Below are 18,432 nucleotides of genomic sequence, written 5' to 3'. Positions count from 1 at the left end.
GGCGGCCTGCTCAATAGTGAGCTGCGCCGATCTCCGAAGAAATGGCCTAATTGTGCCGCGCAGAGCGGCAATTCGAACCATTCACCAAGGAGCCCGTTCATGACCGAGAAGGCCGATTCCGAATTCTCCACCCCGGTCGCCCAGCAGCAGACGTCCCTTCCGGTCGCGGATGTCCTGCACTCGGCGAACGCCGGTGTCGTGGTCGAGCGCGTCGGGCAGTTGCGGGCCGAATTCCGCTCGGAAGGGCGGCAGTTCGCCCGCGAGCTCTCCGAGTACCTGAACACCCGGTACGTCGGTGTGGCGACCACCTTCGTCTACGAGGAGACCTTCGGGACCAAGGACACCCTGCACTGGCTGCTGCACATGCGCTCCCTGGAGGCGTACGAGACCCTTGTCCGCATGGGCTCCCAGGACGAGGGCTGGCGCGAGGTGATGTTCCGCAACCGCATCCCGGAGGAGCGCGGCGGCGGCTCCTGGGACCGGATGTTCCTCGACGGCGGCCTGAAGGAGACGGTGCTGATCCCGCAGAGCTTCGGGATGTACGGCACCGCCGACACCGAGCTGTCCTCGGTGGTCGAGGACAGCGGCGTGGACCGCTTCGTGGTGCCGACCGCCGAGCACCAGACCTCGCAGAAGCCCGACGAGCTGCTGCACTCCGCCAACTCCGGCATCATCATGCACCGCACCGGTGAGCTGAAGTACGAGTTCCGCGCCGAGGGCCGGGAGTTCGCCCGCGCGCTGACCGAGAGCTGGAACGCCTCACTGGGCGGCGAGGCGACCATCTTCCTCTACGAGGAGGCGTTCGGCCTGTCCGACCGGATCCACTGGTTCATCCACCTGCGCAAACTCAGCTCCTACTACAACCTGATGGGCCTTCGGGCGCGTACCAGCCCGGCCGCGCGCGAGGTGTTCACCAAGCAGTGGATCCCGGAGGAGAAGGGCGGCGGCGGCTGGGAGCGGATGTTCGTCCAGGGCAGCCTGCAGGATCTGGCCCTGACCCCGCAGCACTGGGGCATGTACGCCACCAAGACCGCCGCCGCCCAGGGCTGACCGCTCCGGCGCGCTCCCGGCGCGCCCGCCCCGCGAACCCGTACCGGATGGGAGATTCGCCATGGTTTCCGGCAAGACGCTGCACCAACTCTTCGAAGTCCAGGCCGCGAGGACGCCGGACCGCGTGGCGGTGAGCGGGGCGGACCGCGCCCTCACCTACCGCGAGCTGAACGCCGAGGCCGACGCGGTGGCCGCCCGGCTGCGGCAGGCCGGCGCCGGCCCCGACCGGCTGATCGGCCTGTGCGTCGACCGCAGCGCCGACCTGGTGGTCGGCCTGCTCGGCATCCTCAAGGCGGGCGCCGCGTACGTGCCCGTCGACCCGGCCTACCCGGCCGAGCGGGTCGCCTTCCTGCTCGACGACAGCCAGGTCTCCGCGGTGGTCTCGGTGTCCCGGGTCGCCGAGCGCCTCGCGGACTGCGCGGCGCCGGTGGTCTGGCTCGACCGCGACACCGAGCCGCCGGCCGCGCCCGCCGCGGTCGAGGAGTCCCGGGAGAGCGACCTCGCGTACGTCATCTACACCTCCGGCTCGACCGGCGTCCCGAAGGGCGTCCTGGTCGAACACCGCAACGCGGTACGCCTGTTCGAGCAGACCGCCGAGCTGGTCGGCTACCGCGCGGACGACGTGTGGACGCTGTTCCACTCGATCAGCTTCGACTTCTCGGTCTGGGAGCTGTGGGGCGCGCTGCTGCACGGCGGCCGCCTGGTGGTGGCCGGCACCGAGACCGTCCGCTCCCCGGAGCTGCTGCACAAGCTGCTCGCCGACGAGGGCGTCACGGTACTCAACCAGACGCCGTCCGCGTTCCGCCGCCTGGTGGGCGCCTCCACCGAGAAGCTGCCCGCGCTGCGCCTGGTGGTGTTCGGCGGCGAACGCCTCGACGTCAAGCTGTTGGAGCCCTGGTTCGCCCGTTACGGCGACGAGCGGCCCGCGCTGGTCAACATGTACGGCATCACCGAGACCACGGTCCATGTGACGGCCCGTCCGATCACCCGCGCCGACCTCGACGAGCCCGGCGTCAGCCCGATCGGCCGCCCGCTGCCCGGCGTCACCCTGCACCTGCTCGCCGAGGACGGCAGCCCGGTCGCCGCCGGCACCCCCGGTGAGCTGTACGTCGGCGGCACCGGCGTGGCCCGCGGCTACCACCGCCGGCCCGAGCTGACCGCCGAGCGCTTCCGCACGGTCGGCACGGGTGCGGACGCGGTGCGCCTGTACCGCTCCGGCGACCGCGCGGTGCGCACCGCCGACGGCGAGTACCTGTACGTCGGCCGGGCCGACGACCAGATCAAGATCCGCGGTTTCCGGATCGAACCCGGCGAGATCGAGGCGCTGCTCGCCGACGACCCGCGGCTGGCCTCGGCGATCGTCGTCCCGCAGGACCACGGCGAGGGCGACGTCCGTCTGACGGCCTATCTGGTGCCGCAGCCCGGCGCCGAGATCGACGACGAGGCGCTCGGCCGGCTGGTCGCCGAGGTGTCCGCCCGGGCCGCGGGCACGCTGCCCGAGCACATGCGGCCCTCCGCGTACCGGCTGATCACCGAGGTGCCGACCACCGCGCAGGGCAAGGTCGACCGCTCGGCGCTGCCCGCCCTGTCGCACCGGCAGGCCCCGGCCGGCCCGGCGGGCGGCGGCGTGGAGCTGTCGCCCACGCAGCGGCAGGTCGACGCGATCGTCACCGAGGTGCTGGCCCGGCCGGGCATCGGCCTCGACGACGACCTGTTCGAGCACGGCGCCACATCACTGGCGTTCATGCGGGTGATCGCCTCCGTCAACCGGCGCTGGAAGCTGTCGCTGACCGGCGCGGAACTCGACGCGGCGACCGTCCGCCAGCTGTCCGCCTGCGTGGATGCGCAGGACCCGAAGTGAGTGGAGAGAGGAGCACCACCGTGCCCGACGTGACCGGCGGCTTCACGCTGACGCCCGAGGAACGCGCGAGCTTCCAGGAGCGCGGCTACTTCGGCCCGTTCAAGGTGTACGAGATCGAGGAGATGCAGCGCCGCTGGCGGATCGAGCGGCTGCGGCTGATGGACCGCAGCAACGCCGTCTACCAGGACGAGGCGGCGCAGTCCGGCAACACCAACATCTCCAACTACGACCGGCACCTGGACTCGGAGTTCCTCGCGGACCACATCTGCCGGCCGGAGATCGTCGACCGGGTGGCCAGCGTGCTCGGGCCCGACGTGCTGTGCTGGCGCAGCGAGTTCTTCCCGAAGTACCCGGGCGACGAGGGCACCGACTGGCACCAGGCCGACACCTTCGCCAACGCCTCCGGCGTGCCGCAGATCCTGTGGCCCGACGAGCACAAGGACTTCGGCGGCACCATCACGGTGTGGACGGCGTTCACCGAGGCCAACGAGGACAACGGCTGCCTGCAGTTCATCCCCGGCTCCCACACCCGGATGAACTACGACGAGACCAAGAAGATGCACTACACCCCGGACTCCATCAACCAGGTGGACAAGGGCGGCGTCCGCCGCGGCTTCTTCGGCTACGACTACCGGGAGCTGCAGGTCGACGCCGACTTCAAGCCCGACGAGTCGCAGGCGGTGTCGATGGTCATGCGCCCGGGCGAGGCGATCATGTTCTGGTCGACCCTGATGCACGCCTCCTGGCCGCACAGCGGCAAGACCGACGAGATGCGCCTGGGCTTCGCCGGCCGGTACGTGCCGACCTCGGTGCGGGTCTACCCCGACACCGAGCAGATCGAGGAGTACGGCGGCACCGTCTCGCTGGAGCGCTACGGCGCCGTCCTGGTCGGCGGCGAGAACCGGTACGACCACAACCGGATGGTCACCCGGACCACCCTCGGTCACCCGTTCACCACCCGCTGACACCGACCGACACCGACCGACACCGACCGACACCGACCGGAAGGCGTACGAGCCGATGACCGAGCACGAGGCCCGGGCCGCCGCGACCGCACTCGCCGAGACGGTGCGCGGCCTGCGGGCGCTGGCCGTGCGCCTCGACCCGCCCGCCCGGGTGGCCGCGCCCGCCGGTCCGCGCGCCGAACTGCTGGCCGCGCTGGCCGAGCGGCTCGGCGTCCCGCTGGCCGTCGGGCCGGCCGCCCCGGACGGGGAGAGCGGCGTCTTCGAACGGATCATCGGCGAACGGCTCGGCCCGGCCCTCGGCCGGCCCGAGCTGGACGGCTTCCCGGCCGGCCCCGCCGAGATCACCGGGATCGCCGACCGGGTGGCCGCCGCCTCCTTCGACAGGTTCCGCACCGCCCTCGACGCCGTCGCCCCCGACGGCGCCCGGCTGCCCGTCTACACGGTCGGCGACCCGGCCGCGCCCGCGGTCCTGATCGCCTCCGCCTGCGGGATGCCCGCCGAACTGTGTTCCCGCTGGCTGGAGTTGCTCGGCGGCGAGTACCGGATCGTCACCTGGGAGACCCGCGGCCTGTTCACCGACGAACCCGACTTCGACAAACTCGGGTGGGACACCGAGGCGCAGGCCGGGGACGTTTTCACGGTCATGGACCACCTCGGCATCCGCACCGCCCACCTGCTGGGCTTCTGCGGCGGCAGCGTGGTCGCGCTCGCCGCGGCCCGCCGCAGCCCGGAGCGGATCGACTCGCTCAGCCTCTGGCACGGCGCGTACGAACTCGGACCGGAATCGCCCAAGCTGGACCACCACCGGAACATCCAGGCGCTGATGGCGATGGCCGCCGAGGACCGCGACACCGCCGCCGCCGTGCACGCGGTGTTCCTCGGCACCATGCTCGGCGGCACCCCGCCCGACCTCGCGCACCTGGTGCTCTACCCGTTCGCCACCTCCGAACTGTTCTACCGCTACTGCCGGTTGAACGGCGCGATCACCGACATCGACGTCAACCCGCTGCTGGTCGGCGTCGACCACCCCACGCTGGTGGTCACCAGCGAGGACGACACCACGGCCAATCCGCTCGGATCGGCCGAGGTGGCCCGGCGGCTGCCCAACGCGACGCTCAGCGTCGAGCCGACCGGCGATCACATCTCACTCTTCAAGTTGGGCGGCCGACTGGGCGAACTCGCGCGGGGCTTCCTGCGCGAGCACCCCGGCGGCCAGGCCGCCCCGCGCTGAGACGGGACTCACGTGGAAACGAGCAACGAGACCGGGCTGACGGCTGTCCGGATCCTGCACCGGCTGCTGGCCGAGGTGCGCCCGGACGGAGCGGAACCGCTGCCGCCGGGCGGACTGACCGACTGGGGCCTCACCTCGCTGGCGCTGACCCGGCTGTGGGCCGGCGTGCGGCGCGAGTTCGGCATCGACCTGCCGCCGGCCCGGCTCGCCGCCGCCACCCTCGACGAGCTGACCGCGATGGTGGCGACCGGGACCGCCGGGACCGCCGGGACCGCCGGGACCGCCCCGCGGCCGGCCGGCCCGGCCGGCGCCGACGAGCGGGAGCCGTTCCCGGTCACCGACCTCCAGCAGGCCTACCTGGTCGCCAAGGGCAGCGACCTGGGCGGTGAGGCGGTCGGCTGCCACCTGTACCGCGAGTTCGCCGTCCCCGACCTCGACCCCGGCCGGCTGCGCCGGGCCTGGCAGGACCTGATCGACCAGCACGGCATGCTGCGTGCCGTCGTCGACGACGACGGCACGCAGCACATCCGCCCGCGGGCCGACGACTGGCAGCTGCCCGTGCACGGACCCGGCGGCGCCGAGGACCGCGACACCGTCCGCGCCCGCCTCTCGCACCGCTGCTACCGGCCCGGCGCGTGGCCGCTGTTCGCCATCGAGGTCACCCGCACCGGAACCGGCCCCGACATCGTGCATCTCAGCCTGGACACCCTGATCACCGACGGCCACGGCTACGCGGTGCTGCTCCAGCAGTGGCACCAGCGCTACCACCACCCCGAGCAGCCGCTGCCCCCCGCCGGACCGTCCGTCGCCGAACTGGTGCCCGCCCTGCTCGCCGAACGCGGCTCGGACGCCCACCGCGCCGATCTCGCCTACTGGAAAGACGAGTTGGCCGAGCTGCCGGCCGGGCCCGGGCTGGTCGCCCCGGCCCCCGCGGCCGCCCCCGCCGACGGCTGCCGCGAACGCCGCCCGCTGGACGCCGAACTGCCCGCCGACCAGTGGCGGGCGCTGACCGCGCGGGCCGCCCGGCTCGGCGTCTCACCGACCGCCCTGGTGCTCGCCCTGTTCGCCGAGGCACTGGACCGCCGGGCTCCGCAGCGGCGGACCGCCCTGGTGGTCACCACCAGCAGCCGCCCCTACCTGGCCGCCCAAACCCCCTACCTGGTCGGCCCGTTCACCTCGACCGCCGTCCTGGTCCTGGAACGCGAGGCCGACGAGAGCCTCGACGAGCAGGCGGCCGCGGTCCACGCCCGCCTCGGCGAACACCTGCGGCACGGCCTGGTCTCCGGCATCGAGGCGCTGCGCGAACAGCGCACCGGCCGGCCCGCGCCCGCCGTCGTCTTCACCGGTCTGCTCGACGTCGGCCCGCCGCCCGGCGTCGCCGGCGGCTTCGGCGCGGCCGTCGAGTACGGGGTCAGCCAGACCACCGATGTCGCCCTCGACCACCAGATGTGGGAGCAGGACGGCGCCCTGCGCTACCGCTGGGACATCGACCCCACCCGGTTCGCCCCCGGCGCCGCCGAGACCGCCTTCGCCGCCTTCGGCAACGCCCTCGCCGGCGCCTGCACCGAACCCGCCGGGGACCCGCGGCCGCCCCGCGCCCTCCAGGAGGCGTACATGGTCGCCCGCACGGCCGCCGGCGACGGGCCCGCCGAGGGCTGCCAGTGCTACCAGAGCTTCGAGGTCGACGCACTCGACCTGGAGGCGCTCGCCGACGCGCTGCGCCGCCTGGTCGACGGCCACGCGGTGCTGCGCGCCACCTTCGCCGCCGACGGGATGACGGTCCGTCAGCAGGGCCCCGGGCAATGGCGGATCCCGGTGATCGAGGCCGGTGACCCGGCCGCGCACCCGGCGCTGCGCGCCCTGATCCGCGACGAGATGACCAACCGACCCTTCCCCCTCGGCGGTTGGCCCCTGTTCGACCTGCGGGTGACCCGTGACGACAGCGGGTCCTCCGTCGTGCACTGCGCCTTCGACCTGCTGGTCGCCGACGGCCTGAGCATCCACCGCCTGTACCGCGACCTGTGGCGGCTGTACGCCGACCCGGCCGCCCGGCCGGTACCGGCCGGCCCCGATCCGGCCCCCGCGAGCCCCGTCGCCGAGCAGGCCCGCCACTGGCGCGAGCGGCTCGCCGGCCTCCCCGCCGGACCGGAACTCGGCCCGCCCGGCGGCCCCGCCCGGGCCGGCCGCGGCCGCACCCGCCTGGCCGGCCGGATCGACGGCTACCGCCGGCTGGCCCGCCGCGCCGCCGAGTACGGCCTGCACCCCGACGACCTGCTGCTCGCCGCCCTCACCCGGGCCGTCTCCAGCCACACCGGACAACCCTGGGCGCTGCCCGTGGTGCTCTGGCCGAAGACCGCCGAGGCCGCCCGCCCGGGCGAGCACTCCTTCATGACCTGGGTCACCGCCGCGCCCGCCGAAGCGCCCCTCACCGCAGCCGCCCGCGAGTACCGCCGCGTCCTCGACGCCGACCTCGCCGAGGGCGGCACCGGCGGCCTCGGCGAGATGCGCCGCCAGGTGCTCCGCGGCAGCGACGCCGCCCACCCCGTGGTCTACACCGCCCTCGTCGACCTCACCGACCGGCCGCTGCCGGCCGGCGTCCGCCAGGGCGAATGGCTGACCAGCACCCCCGGCTGCGCCCTGGACAGCGTCGCCGTCGCCGAGGGCGACGAACTGCGCTACTGCTGGGACATCGTCCAGGCCGACTTCCCGGCCGGCCTCGCCGAGCGGATGTTCGCCGTCTTCGAGAACGGCCTGCGACTGCTCGCCGACGACGCCACCTGGGCCGGCACCCCCGCCGGCGGGCTCACGGCGGAGGAACGGCACACCGTGCTGTACGCCTGGAACGAGACCACCGTCCCGGTGCCCGACGACGGCCCCGTGCACCTGCTGTTCCAGCGTCGGGCCGCGAGCGCCCCCGAGGCCGTGGCCCTGCGCTGGCGCGGCGGCACCATGACCTACGGCGAACTCAACCGCCGCGCCAACCGGATCGCCCACCGTCTGACGGCCGCCGGCATCGGCCCCCGGCACCTGGTCGGCGTGCGGATCCGGCGCGGCCCCGAGATGGTCGCCGCCCTCCACGGCATCCTCAAGGCCGGCGCCGGCTACCTGCCGATCGACCCCGCGCTGCCCGGCGCCCGGGTCGCCGCGATGCTCGAACTCGCCCGCGCCACCACCGTGCTGACCACCTCCGACACCCCCGCCGCGGCGCTGCCCGCCGGGGTCACCGGCGTCGAGACCGACACCGACCCGGCGATCAACGACCCCGCCGCCCGCGAGGACGACCCGGAGACCCGCAGCACCCGCGACGACACCGCGTACGTCATCTTCACCTCCGGCTCCACCGGCACCCCCAAGGGCGTCGAGGTCGCCCACCGCTCGGTGCGCAACCTGCTGAACTTCTGCCACCGCACCTTCGAGCTGCGCCCGTCCGACCTCGGACTCGCCGTCACCTCGCTCAGCTTCGACCTCTCCGTCTTCGACATGCTCGGCCTGCTCGGCGCCGGCGCGGGCGTCTACCTCGCCGACGAGACCCAGCAGCGCGACCCGGAACTGCTGCTCGACATCCTGCTCACCGAGCCGATCACGTTCTGGAACTCGGCGCCCACCACCCTGCACCAGCTCACCCCGCTGCTCACCCCCGGCACCGGCGACGCGGCCGCCGCGCACCTGCGGATCGTCGCGCTGGCCGGCGACTTCATCCCGCTGTCACTGCCCGGGGCGATCCGCGAGGCGTTCCCGAACGCCGAGACCATCGCCCTGGGCGGGCCCACCGAGACCACCGTCTGGTCGAACGTCTACCGGGTCACCACCGTCGACCCCGGCTGGCGCAGCATCCCCTACGGCAAGCCGATCGACAACACCCGGCACTACGTGCTCGACGAACACCTCGAACCCTGCCCGATCGGCGTCGAGGGCGACCTGTACACCGGCGGCGAGTGCCTGGCCGTCGGCTTCTGCAACCAGCCCGAACTGACGGCCCGGCTGTTCCTGCCCGACCCGTTCGTCGACACCCCCGGCGAACGGATGTACCGCACCGGCGACCGGGCGCTCTGGCTCCCCGACGGCAACCTGCGGATCGCCGGCCGCGGCGACCGCCAGGTGAAGATCCGCGGCCACCGGGTCGAACTCGGCGAGGTCGAGCACCGCCTGCGCGCGCACCCCGCCGTGCAGGAGGCCGTCGCCGTGCTGCGCGACGACGAACCGCCGAGCGGCGACGCCAGACTCGTCGCCTACGTCGTCACCGACCCGGCCGCCCCCGCCGTCACCGTCGCCGAGCTGCGCGCGCACACCGCCGAGGCCCTGCCCGGGTACATGGTGCCGAACTTCGTGGCGCTGCTGCCGTCCTTCCCGGCCACCGCCAACGGCAAGCTGGACCGCGAGGCGCTGCCCTGGCCGCTGGACGCCGCGCCGGCCGCTCGGCCCGTGGCCCCGACGGCCCCGGTCACCGAAGCGGGCACCGAGGCTCCGTCCGCGCCCGCACTCTCGCCCGCGCCCGCGCCCGCGCCTTCACCCGCACCCGCGCCCTCACCCGGTCCTGCGCCCTCACCTGGCTCCTCGGCCTCACCCGGTCCTGCGCCCTCACCCGGTCCCGCGCCCTCACCCGGTCCGTCGGCCGCGAGCCCGGCCGGGCTGGCCGAGGAGGTCGCGGCGATGTTCGCCCGGCACCTCGGCGTCGACACCGTCGACCCATCGCTGGACCTCTGGGACCAGGGCGCCACCTCCTTCACCATGGTCCAGATCTCGGCCGGGCTGCGGAAGCGGTACCGGCAGCGGGTGCCGGTCTCGGCGCTGATCTCCGAGCCGACCGCCGCCGGCATCGCCCGGATCCTCGCCGACCGCCTCGGCCTCCGGGCCCAGCCCGATCCGGCCGCCGCGCCCGCCGCGCCGACGCTCACCGCCGCGCCCGCCGTGGCCGCCGCGCCGGGACCGGAGGCGGGACCGGAGGCGGGACCCGGCACCGTGGACATGTTCTCGCCGCAGGAGCGGGACGCGTTCAAGGCCGCCGCCTGGAACCTGCGCCGCCCCGCGCCCGGCGCCCGGCGCATCGCGCTGCCGGAGACGACGGTCCACCCCGCCCACTACGACTGGCGCGGCAGCCGCCGCGACTACCGCGACACCCCGTTGCCCGCCGAGGCGCTCACCCGGCTGCTCGGCCTGCTGCGCGAGGCCCCCGTGGAGGGCGGCACCCGCCGCCTGTACCCGTCGGCCGGGGACACCTACGCGGTGCAGGCGTACGTGCACGTCAAGCCGGACGCCGTCGACGGGCTGGCCGGCGGCATCTACTACTACGACCCGCGCGGGCACACGCTGGAACTGGTCAACGCCGAGCCGCGGATCGACCGCACCGTGCACTTCTACTACAACCGGCCGGTGTTCGACGGGTCCGCGTTCGGGATCTTCCTGATCGGCCAGACCCGCGGCATCGCCCCGCTCTACCAGGAGGTCGCCGAGCGCTTCCTGGTGCTGGAGGCCGGGTACATCGGCCAGCTGCTGATGACCGGCCAGGCGGCCTGCGGCATCGGACTCTGCCCGGTCGGCACACTGACCTTCGACGACGTCCGCGACCAGTTCGCCCTCGACGACGGCCACGTCTTCCTGCACTCCTTCATGGGCGGCGGCGTCGACCGGACCGGCACCGCCGACCCGCGGCCGCCGTTCGCCGAGCAGCCCGCGCGGGCCGCGGCCGCCGGGGAACCGAAGGCCGCCGAGGGACCGAAGGCCGCCGAGGTCGCGGTGGTCGGCATGGCCGGACGCTTCCCCGGCGCCGAGGACCTGGGGGAGTACTGGCGGCAGCTCAGCACCGGCCGGTGCGCCGTCGGCCCGCTGCCCGCAGGGCGGGGCCTCGCCGAGGACGGCCGGCTGCCCACCGGACTGCACGGCGGCTTCCTCACCGGCATCGACACCTTCGACAGCCTGCACTTCCGGATCGCCCCCGTCGAGGCCGCCGCGCTCGACCCGCAGCTACGGCTGCTGCTGCAGACCGTCTGGACCTGCCTCGAGGACGCCGGCCACACCGCCGAATCGCTGCGCGCCGTCGCGCCCCGGGTCGGCGTGTTCACGGCCGCCATGTGGCACGACCACCAGCACACCGGCAAGGAGACCTGGGACGCGGACGCCGCCGCCCGGGTCGCCGCCCTGGCCGGCGACATGCCCGGCCGGATCTCGCACTGCTTCGGCTTCGACGGCCCGAGCGTCGCCGTCGACACCGCCTGCTCCTCCTCCCTGACGGCCCTCCACCTCGCCGCCGAAGCCCTGCGGCGCGGCGAGTGCGACGCCGCCGTGGTCGGCGCGGTCAACCTGGTCGCCCACCCCTACCACCTCGCCCTGCTCGCCGAGGCGGGACTGCTCGCCGAGCACGGACCGGTCCGGGCCTTCGCCGCCGACAGCTCCGGCTGGTGCCCCGGCGAGGGCGTGGCCGCCGTCCTGCTGCGCCCGGCAGCGGCCGCCGACCGGGACGGCGACACCGTCCGCGGCGTGCTGGAGGCCACCTGGATCGGCCACGCCGGCCGTGGTGGACGCTTCGGCGTCCCCGACCCGCGGGCGCTGGCCGGCTCGGTCGGCGCGGCCCTCGACCGGGCCGGGATCACGCCCGCCCAGGTCGACTACGTGGAACTCGCCGTGTCCGGCGCGGGAGTCGCCGACGCCGCCGAACTCGAGGCGTTCGCCGAGGTGTTCGCCGGGAACCCGGTGCTGGCCGGGACGGTGAAGCCGAACATCGGCCACCTGGAGTCCGCCTCGGGCCTCTCCCAACTGCTGAAGGTGCTGCTCCAGTTCGAGCACGGCCGGATCGCACCGACGCTCACCGCCGGGCAGCGCAGCGACCTCGTCGACTGGGACGACCTGCCGCTGCGGGTCCCCGAGCACCTCGTCGACTGGCCGTCGGCCGCGACCGCCCGCCGCGCCGTGGTCAACGCGGTCGGCGCTTCCGGTGCCTACGCCCACGCGGTGCTGCGGGCCGCGACGTCCGCCGCCGACGAGGGGCCCGCCTCCGGCGCCACCGCCGACGGGCGCGCGCCCGGTCGGCAGGCGGTGGTGCTGTCCGCCGGCTCCGCCGACGGCCTGCGGCTCGCCGCCGGCCGGCTCGCCGCGCATCTGGCGAACGGCGCGTCGCCGGCTCTCGCCGACCTGGCGTTCACCCTGCAGGACGGCCGCGTCCCGATGCCGCACCGCCTCGCCGTGGTGACCTCCGATCTCGCCGAAGTACGCACCGCGCTCGCGGAGTTCGCCGCAGGACGGACCGCCCCGGCGCTGGCGGACGCGGTGGTGGCGCCCGGCCGTCCGGTCGCCGAACTCGTCCCGGCGGACGCCGACGCCGCGGCCGCCGGGTGGCTGCGCGGAGCCCCCGTCGCCTGGCACGCCCTGCGGTCGCCCGGCCGCCGTCGGGTGCCGCTGCCGGGCACGGTGTTCGCGGGGGAGGAGCACCGCCTGACCGTGCCCCCGCGCACCGCGCCCGCGCCCGCACCCGCGCGTCCCGTGGCCGCGCCCGCGCCCGTCGCCGAGGTGCCCGACGCCGTCCGGCAGTACGTGCTCGCCGTCTACGCCGAGGCGTCCGGCATCCCCGTCGAGCGGCTCGACCCGCGGGTGCCGCTGGAGCACTACGGCCTCACCTCGTACGTCGTCGGGCAGCTGAACGCCCGCCTCGCCGAGGACTTCACCGAGCCCGTCTCCCGCACCCTGTTCTTCGAGCACCAGGACCTGGCCGGCGTCGCCGCCGAACTCGCCGCCCGCGCCGACGGACCCTGGCAGCCCGTCAGGACGGAGGCCCCCGGCGGCCGGCCCGCACCTGCCGGGAACCGGCCCGAGGACACGGCGATCGCCGTCGTGGGCCTGGCCGGCCGCTACCCGCGGGCGGCGGACCTGGACCGGTTCTGGCAGCTGCTGGAGCAGGGCTACGACGCGATCGGGCCGCTGCCCGCCGAACGGCACCGGCCGGGCTGGCCGGTGGACCTGATGTGGGGCGCGTTCCTGGACGGCATCGACAGGTTCGACCCGCTGTTCTTCGCCATCTCGCCGCGCGACGCGGTCCTGATGGACCCGCAGGAACGCCTCTTCCTCGAAGTCGCCTGGGAGACGCTGGAGGACGCCGGCTACACCCGGGCCCGGCTGCGCGAGCAGCACGGCGGACGGGTCGGCGTGTTCGCGGGCGCGATGTACAACGAGTACCCGTTCCTCGGCGTCGAGCAGTCGCTCCTCGGCCCCGCCGCCGACACCGGCTCCGCGCTCGCGGGCATCGCCAACCGGGTCTCGTACTTCCTGGACCTGAACGGCCCCAGCATGACCGTCGACACCATGTGCTCGGCCTCCCTGACGGCCGTCCACCTGGCCGTCCGCGCGCTGCGGCAGGGCGAGTGCGAGGCCGCGCTGGTCGGCGGCGTCAACCTGTCCGCACACCCGCACAAGTTCCGCCAGCAGCACCGGCTGCGGATGGCGTCCACCGACCACCGCTGCCGCAGCTTCGGCGCCGGCGGCGACGGGTTCACGCCCGGCGAGGGCGTCGGCGTGGTGCTGCTGAAGCCGCTGGCCCGGGCGATCGCCGACGGTGACCGGATCCACGGCGTGATCCGCGGCACCGCCGTCAACCACGGCGGCCGCACCAGCGGCTACATGGTGCCGAACCCGGTCGCCCAGGGCGAGCTGGTGGCGGCGGCGCTGCGCGACGCGGGCGTCGAGCCGGGCAGCATCGGCTACCTGGAGGCGCACGGCACCGGCACCGCGCTCGGCGATCCCGTGGAGATCAACGGCCTGGCCCGGGCGTTCGCCGGCGTCGAGGCCGGGACGTGCGCGATCGGTTCGGTGAAGTCCAACATCGGCCACCTGGAGGCCGCCGCCGGACTGGCCGGACTCACCAAGGTGCTGCTGCAACTGCGGCACCGCAGGCTCGTGCCCTCGCTCCACGCCGAGCAGCTCAACCCCGACATCGACTGGGCGCGCAGCCCGTTCGCCGTCCAGCGCGAGGCCGCGCCGTGGCCCGTCCGCCGGGCCGCCGACGGCACCCCGGCGCCGCGCCGGGCCGGAATCAGCGCGTTCGGCGCGGGCGGGGCCAACGCCCACCTGGTGATCGAGGAGTACCTGCCGCAGCCGGCCGCCGAACCGGTCCGCCCGGCCGGTCCGCAGCTGTTCGTGCTGTCCGCCCGTGACGAGCAGCGGCTCACCGAACTCGCGCACCGCTGGGCCGAGTTCCTGGCCCGTCCGGAACTGCCGCCGTTCGCCGACCTCGCGCACACCGCGCAGTCCGGCCGCGAACCGCTGCGCGAACGCCTCGCCGTCGTCGCCGCCGGCCCGGCCGAGCTGCGCGCGGAACTGCTGCGCTTCCTCGGCGGCGGCGACGGCGGCGACGGCGGCGGCGTGGTCCGCGGCCGTACGCCGGGGGCCGACGCCCCCGCCGGACCGCTCCCCGCCGACGGCTCGTACGGCGACCTGCTCCTGCTCGCCCGGCACTGGACGGCCGGGGGCCGCGTCGACTGGTCCCGGCTGCACACCGGCGACCGGCCCCGCCGGGCCGCCGCCCCCAGCTACCCGTTCGCCCGCGGCCGCTACTGGCCCGAGCCCGCGAGGACCGTGGAGGCCGCACCCGTGCAGGAGCCCGACGGGCGGCAGCCGCTGCTCTTCACCAAGAGGTGGCGGAGCGCCGGGCGGCCCCGGCCCGAGCCGGTGACCGGACGGATCGTCTGCCTGTACACCGACCGCTCCCGGGAGGCGGCCCGGCAGGTCGCCGAGGCCTTCGGGCGCGACCGGGTGATCCTGGTCCGCGAGGGCGGACCCGCCGGCGGCGACGCCGGGTTCACCGGCGAGCAGGACGCGATCGCACTGCTGGACGGTCTCGCCGACCGGCACCCCGACCTCACCGGCTGGCTCGACCTGAGCGAGCTCGACCGTCCCGCCGCCGACCCCGGCCCGTGGACGGCCCGGCTCGCCGCCCTGCAGCGGCTGCTGGCCCGCCGTCCCGGCACCGCGCTGCGGATCGTGCACGCGGTGCGCGACCGCGGCGGTGCGGACGGCCGCCGCCTGGCGGGCGTGGTGCGGCTGCTGGGCGCGGAGTACCGCACCGTCCGCGCCACCGTCGTCGAGAGCGACGCCGGGCCCGCCGAACTGGCCCGGCAGCTGCTCGCCGAATGGGCGGGCGGCGAGGCCACCGCCGAGGTCAGGCACCGCGGCGGCGAGCGGCTCGCGCCCGTGCTGGAACCGGTGCCGGTGCCGGCCCCGGCCGAGTTCCCGGCCGACCCGGCCAAGGTCTACCTGATCACCGGCGGCACCCGGGGCATCGGCGCGGAGGTCGCCCGCCGCCTCGTCGAACGCGGCGCCCGCCGCCTCGCCCTGACCTGCGCCCACCCGCTGCCACCGCGCCACCGCTGGTCGGCGCCCGAGCTGTCGGCCCGTGAGGCGGTCGCGGTGCGCAACGTGCAGGCGCTGGAACGGGCCGGCGCGCAGGTGATGCTGCACGGCGAGGCCCCCGCCACCGAGACCGGACTCGGCGCGTTCCTCACCGGGGTCCGCCGCTCGCTCGGCCCGATCGGCGGCGTGGTGCACTGCGCCGGACTGCCCAGCCGGGGGCGGCCCTCCTTCGTCCACAAGACGGCCGCGGACATCGCCGAGGTGTTCGAGCCGAAGACGGCGGGTGCCGATCGGCTGGAACGGCTGTGCGCCGCCGACCAGCCCGATTTCTTCGTCCTGATGTCCTCCGCGAGCACCCTGCTGCCCCGCCTCGGCGCGGGCGTCACCGACTACGCCGCCGCCAACGCCCACCTGGAGTATCTCGCCGACCGGACCCGCACCGGCCGCACCCGCTTCCACGCCGTGCACTGGCCGACCTGGCTCGGCACCGGCATGGGCGCCGACCAGCCGGACGGCTGCGCGCCCGCCGGGCTGGACGCGATCACCGTCGAGGAGGGGCTGCGGGTCCTCGAAGCCGTCCTCACCGGCACGCTGCCCGCCCAGCTGCTGCCCGCCGTCCCGCTGCCCGGGCGCTTCGACCCGGAGACCCTGCTGCACGCGAACCGCGCACCGGCGGCACCCGTCGGCGCACCGACGGCACCCGCCTACGCGCCGGCACCACTCGCCGACGCGCCGACAGCACCCGCCGACGCACCAGCAGCACCCGTCGGCGTACCGACGGCCGCGGCGGCTGCGACGTTCTCCGGGGCAGCGGCGGCCACGGCCGCTCCGGCACGTTCCGACGCGCCGCCGGACTGGCTGCTCGCCCTGTTCTCCGAGGCGCTGGGGATCCCGCTGCCCGACCTGGACGCCACCGCCCCGTTCGCCGACCTGGGCGTGGAGTCGGTGATGCTCGGCGAGCTCGTCGAACTGATCGAGCAGCGGATCGGCAGCAGCCTGGAACCGGCCGTGCTGCTGGAGCACCAGACCCTCGAACGGCTCACCGGGTACCTGCGGAAGGCCGGACTGGACCGGGCGGCCGTCGCCACCCCGTCAGCCCCCGGACCCGGGCCCGCCGCAGCACCGATGACGACCGCGCGGCCGGTCCCGGCCCCCGGCCCGCCCCCGGCCGCGTCGCGGGAGCCCGTCGACCGCCGGATCGCGATCATCGGCCTGGACTGCCGGTTCCCCGGCGCCCCCGACCCGGACGCCTTCTGGGCCGCCCTGGCGGCGGGCCGGGACTGCGTCACCGAGGTCCCGCCGAGCCGCTGGGACCACCGGGCGCTGTACCGGCCGGAGCACCGGATCGGCAGCAGCATCAGCCGGTGGGGCGGGTTCGTCGACGGCATCGAGGACTTCGACCCGGAGTGGTTCGGGATGACGGAGGAGGAGGGCCGCTGCCTCGACCCGGCGGTCCGGCTGGTCCTCGAAGGCGCCGTCAACTGCTTCGCCGACGCCGGGTACCGGACGGAGGAGCTGCAGGGCCGCGAGGTCGGGGTGTTCGTCGGCGCCCGGCTCGGCGACTACGGCCGGCGGATCGGCCTGCGCTCCGGCCCGGCCGCGCTCGGCGGCGACCAGAACTTCGTCGCCGCCCGGGTCGCCCACCACTTCGACCTGCACGGCCCGAACCTGACCGTCGACAGCGCCTGCTCCTCCGCCCTCGCCGCCGTCCAGCTCGCCTGCCGCAGCCTGCTGGAGGGCGAGTCCGAACTGGCGATCGCCGGAGGCGTGGACATCCTGCTGGACGAGCGCCCCTACCTGGAGTTCAGCGCCGTCCGGGCGCTCTCGCCGACCGGCCGGTGCGCCACCTTCGACCGGGACGCCGACGGCTTCGTGCCCGGCGAGGGCTGCGGCCTGGTGCTGCTCAAGCCGCTCGCCCGGGCGGTCGAGGACGGTGACCGGGTGCTCGCGGTGGTCGACGCGGTGGCCGTCAACAACGACGGCCGCACCATGGGCCTCACCACCCCGAACCCGGTCGCCCAGGCCAAGGCGATCCGCCGGGCACTGGCCACCGCCGGGATGTCCGCGGAACGGGTCGGCATGGTCGAGGCGCACGGCACCGGCACGATGATCGGCGACCCGATCGAGCTGCGGGCGCTCACCGACGTCTACCGGGAGACCACCGACGCGCGCGGCTTCTGCGCGATCGGCAGCGTCAAGTCCAACATCGGCCACCTGCTCAGCGCGGCCGGCGCGGCCGGCCTGGTCAAGGCGGTGCTGGCGCTGCGGAACCGTCGACTCCCGCCGACCCTGCACTGCGAGCACCCCAACCCGCGCTTCGACTTCGCCGACTCCCCGTTCTACCCGAACACCGCCCTGCGGGACTGGCCCGACCCCGGCCGTCCCAGGGTCGCCGCCGTCAGTGCCTTCGGGCTCGGCGGCACCAACGCCCACCTGATCGTCAGCGAGCCCGACGAGAACGCGGTCGCCGCACACCCGCCGACCCGCCGCCCCCTGCCCCGGCCGCTCTTCGACCGCCGCCGGCTCTGGCTGGAGGCCCCGGCCGCGCACCGCCCGGCGCACCCGTCGCCCGCACCCGCCGCACCTCCCGTGCCCGCCGCACCTCCCGCACCCGCCGGGCCGGTCCGCGCCGCCTCGATCCTCGACCTGCACTTCGAACCGCAACCCGCCGCAGGGGCCGTCCTCGGCATCCCGGAGAGGACCCACCGATGAGCGAGGCCACCATCGACTGTCGACTCGTCCTGCGGCACGACGACTTCATCATGCAGAACCACCGGGTCCACGGGGTGTCGGTGATGCCGGGAGTCACCTTCCTCGACATCGTGCTGCGGGTCCTCGCGGCCCGGGGTCTGGACCCGACCACCCTCGAACTGCGCGGCATCGTCTTCGCCGAGGCGATCGCCACCGCCGAGGGCGACGACCGCGAGATCCGGGTGGTGATCGGCGAGCCGGTGGACGGCGTCCGCCCGGTCACCGGCACCAGCCGCTGGCTG

6 protein-coding genes (1 of these 6 cut by a window edge) are annotated in these 18,432 nt (G+C 75.1%); all 6 read left to right on the top strand.

The window, feature by feature from the left end; genetic code table 11:
• Positions 1–99 precede the first annotated feature (99 nt).
• Positions 100–1,050 (top strand): DUF6039 family protein, encoded by a 951-nt coding sequence (locus ACH4N1_RS01230; protein WP_398093624.1) that lies wholly within the window; start codon positions 100–102, stop codon positions 1,048–1,050.
• A 61-nt stretch (positions 1,051–1,111) separates the two neighbouring features.
• The gene (locus ACH4N1_RS01225; RefSeq protein ID WP_398093623.1) at positions 1,112–2,911 is read left to right on the top strand and encodes an amino acid adenylation domain-containing protein; all 1,800 of its coding nucleotides are present in this window, start codon (positions 1,112–1,114) and stop codon (positions 2,909–2,911) included.
• Positions 2,912–2,931: 20 nt separating this feature from the next.
• On the top strand, positions 2,932–3,876 hold the full coding sequence (locus ACH4N1_RS01220) for a chlorinating enzyme (RefSeq protein ID WP_382789396.1): 945 nt from the start codon (positions 2,932–2,934) through the stop codon (positions 3,874–3,876).
• A 55-nt stretch (positions 3,877–3,931) separates the two neighbouring features.
• The gene (locus tag ACH4N1_RS01215; RefSeq protein ID WP_398093621.1) at positions 3,932–5,107 is read left to right on the top strand and encodes an alpha/beta fold hydrolase; all 1,176 of its coding nucleotides are present in this window, start codon (positions 3,932–3,934) and stop codon (positions 5,105–5,107) included.
• A gap of 12 nt (positions 5,108–5,119) precedes the next feature.
• Positions 5,120–18,151: an amino acid adenylation domain-containing protein gene (locus tag ACH4N1_RS01210; protein WP_398093620.1), complete on the top strand. Its 13,032-nt coding sequence runs from the start codon at positions 5,120–5,122 to the stop codon at positions 18,149–18,151.
• Positions 18,148–18,432, top strand: partial view of an SDR family NAD(P)-dependent oxidoreductase gene (locus ACH4N1_RS01205; RefSeq protein WP_398093619.1) — the beginning only. Its footprint extends 21,846 nt past the window's final position; the window shows 285 of its 22,131 coding nt (coding positions 1–285); it begins with the start codon at positions 18,148–18,150; the stop codon falls past the right edge of the window. Before ACH4N1_RS01210 ends, ACH4N1_RS01205 begins: the two co-directional genes overlap by 4 nt.

The sequence above is a fragment of the Streptomyces sp. NPDC017202 genome, from assembly GCF_044331705.1.
In the GTDB taxonomy this organism is placed as follows: domain Bacteria; phylum Actinomycetota; class Actinomycetes; order Streptomycetales; family Streptomycetaceae; genus Streptomyces.
The sequence above is the reverse complement of the archived record's forward strand: the minus strand, read 5'-3'. Positions and strand labels throughout refer to the sequence as shown.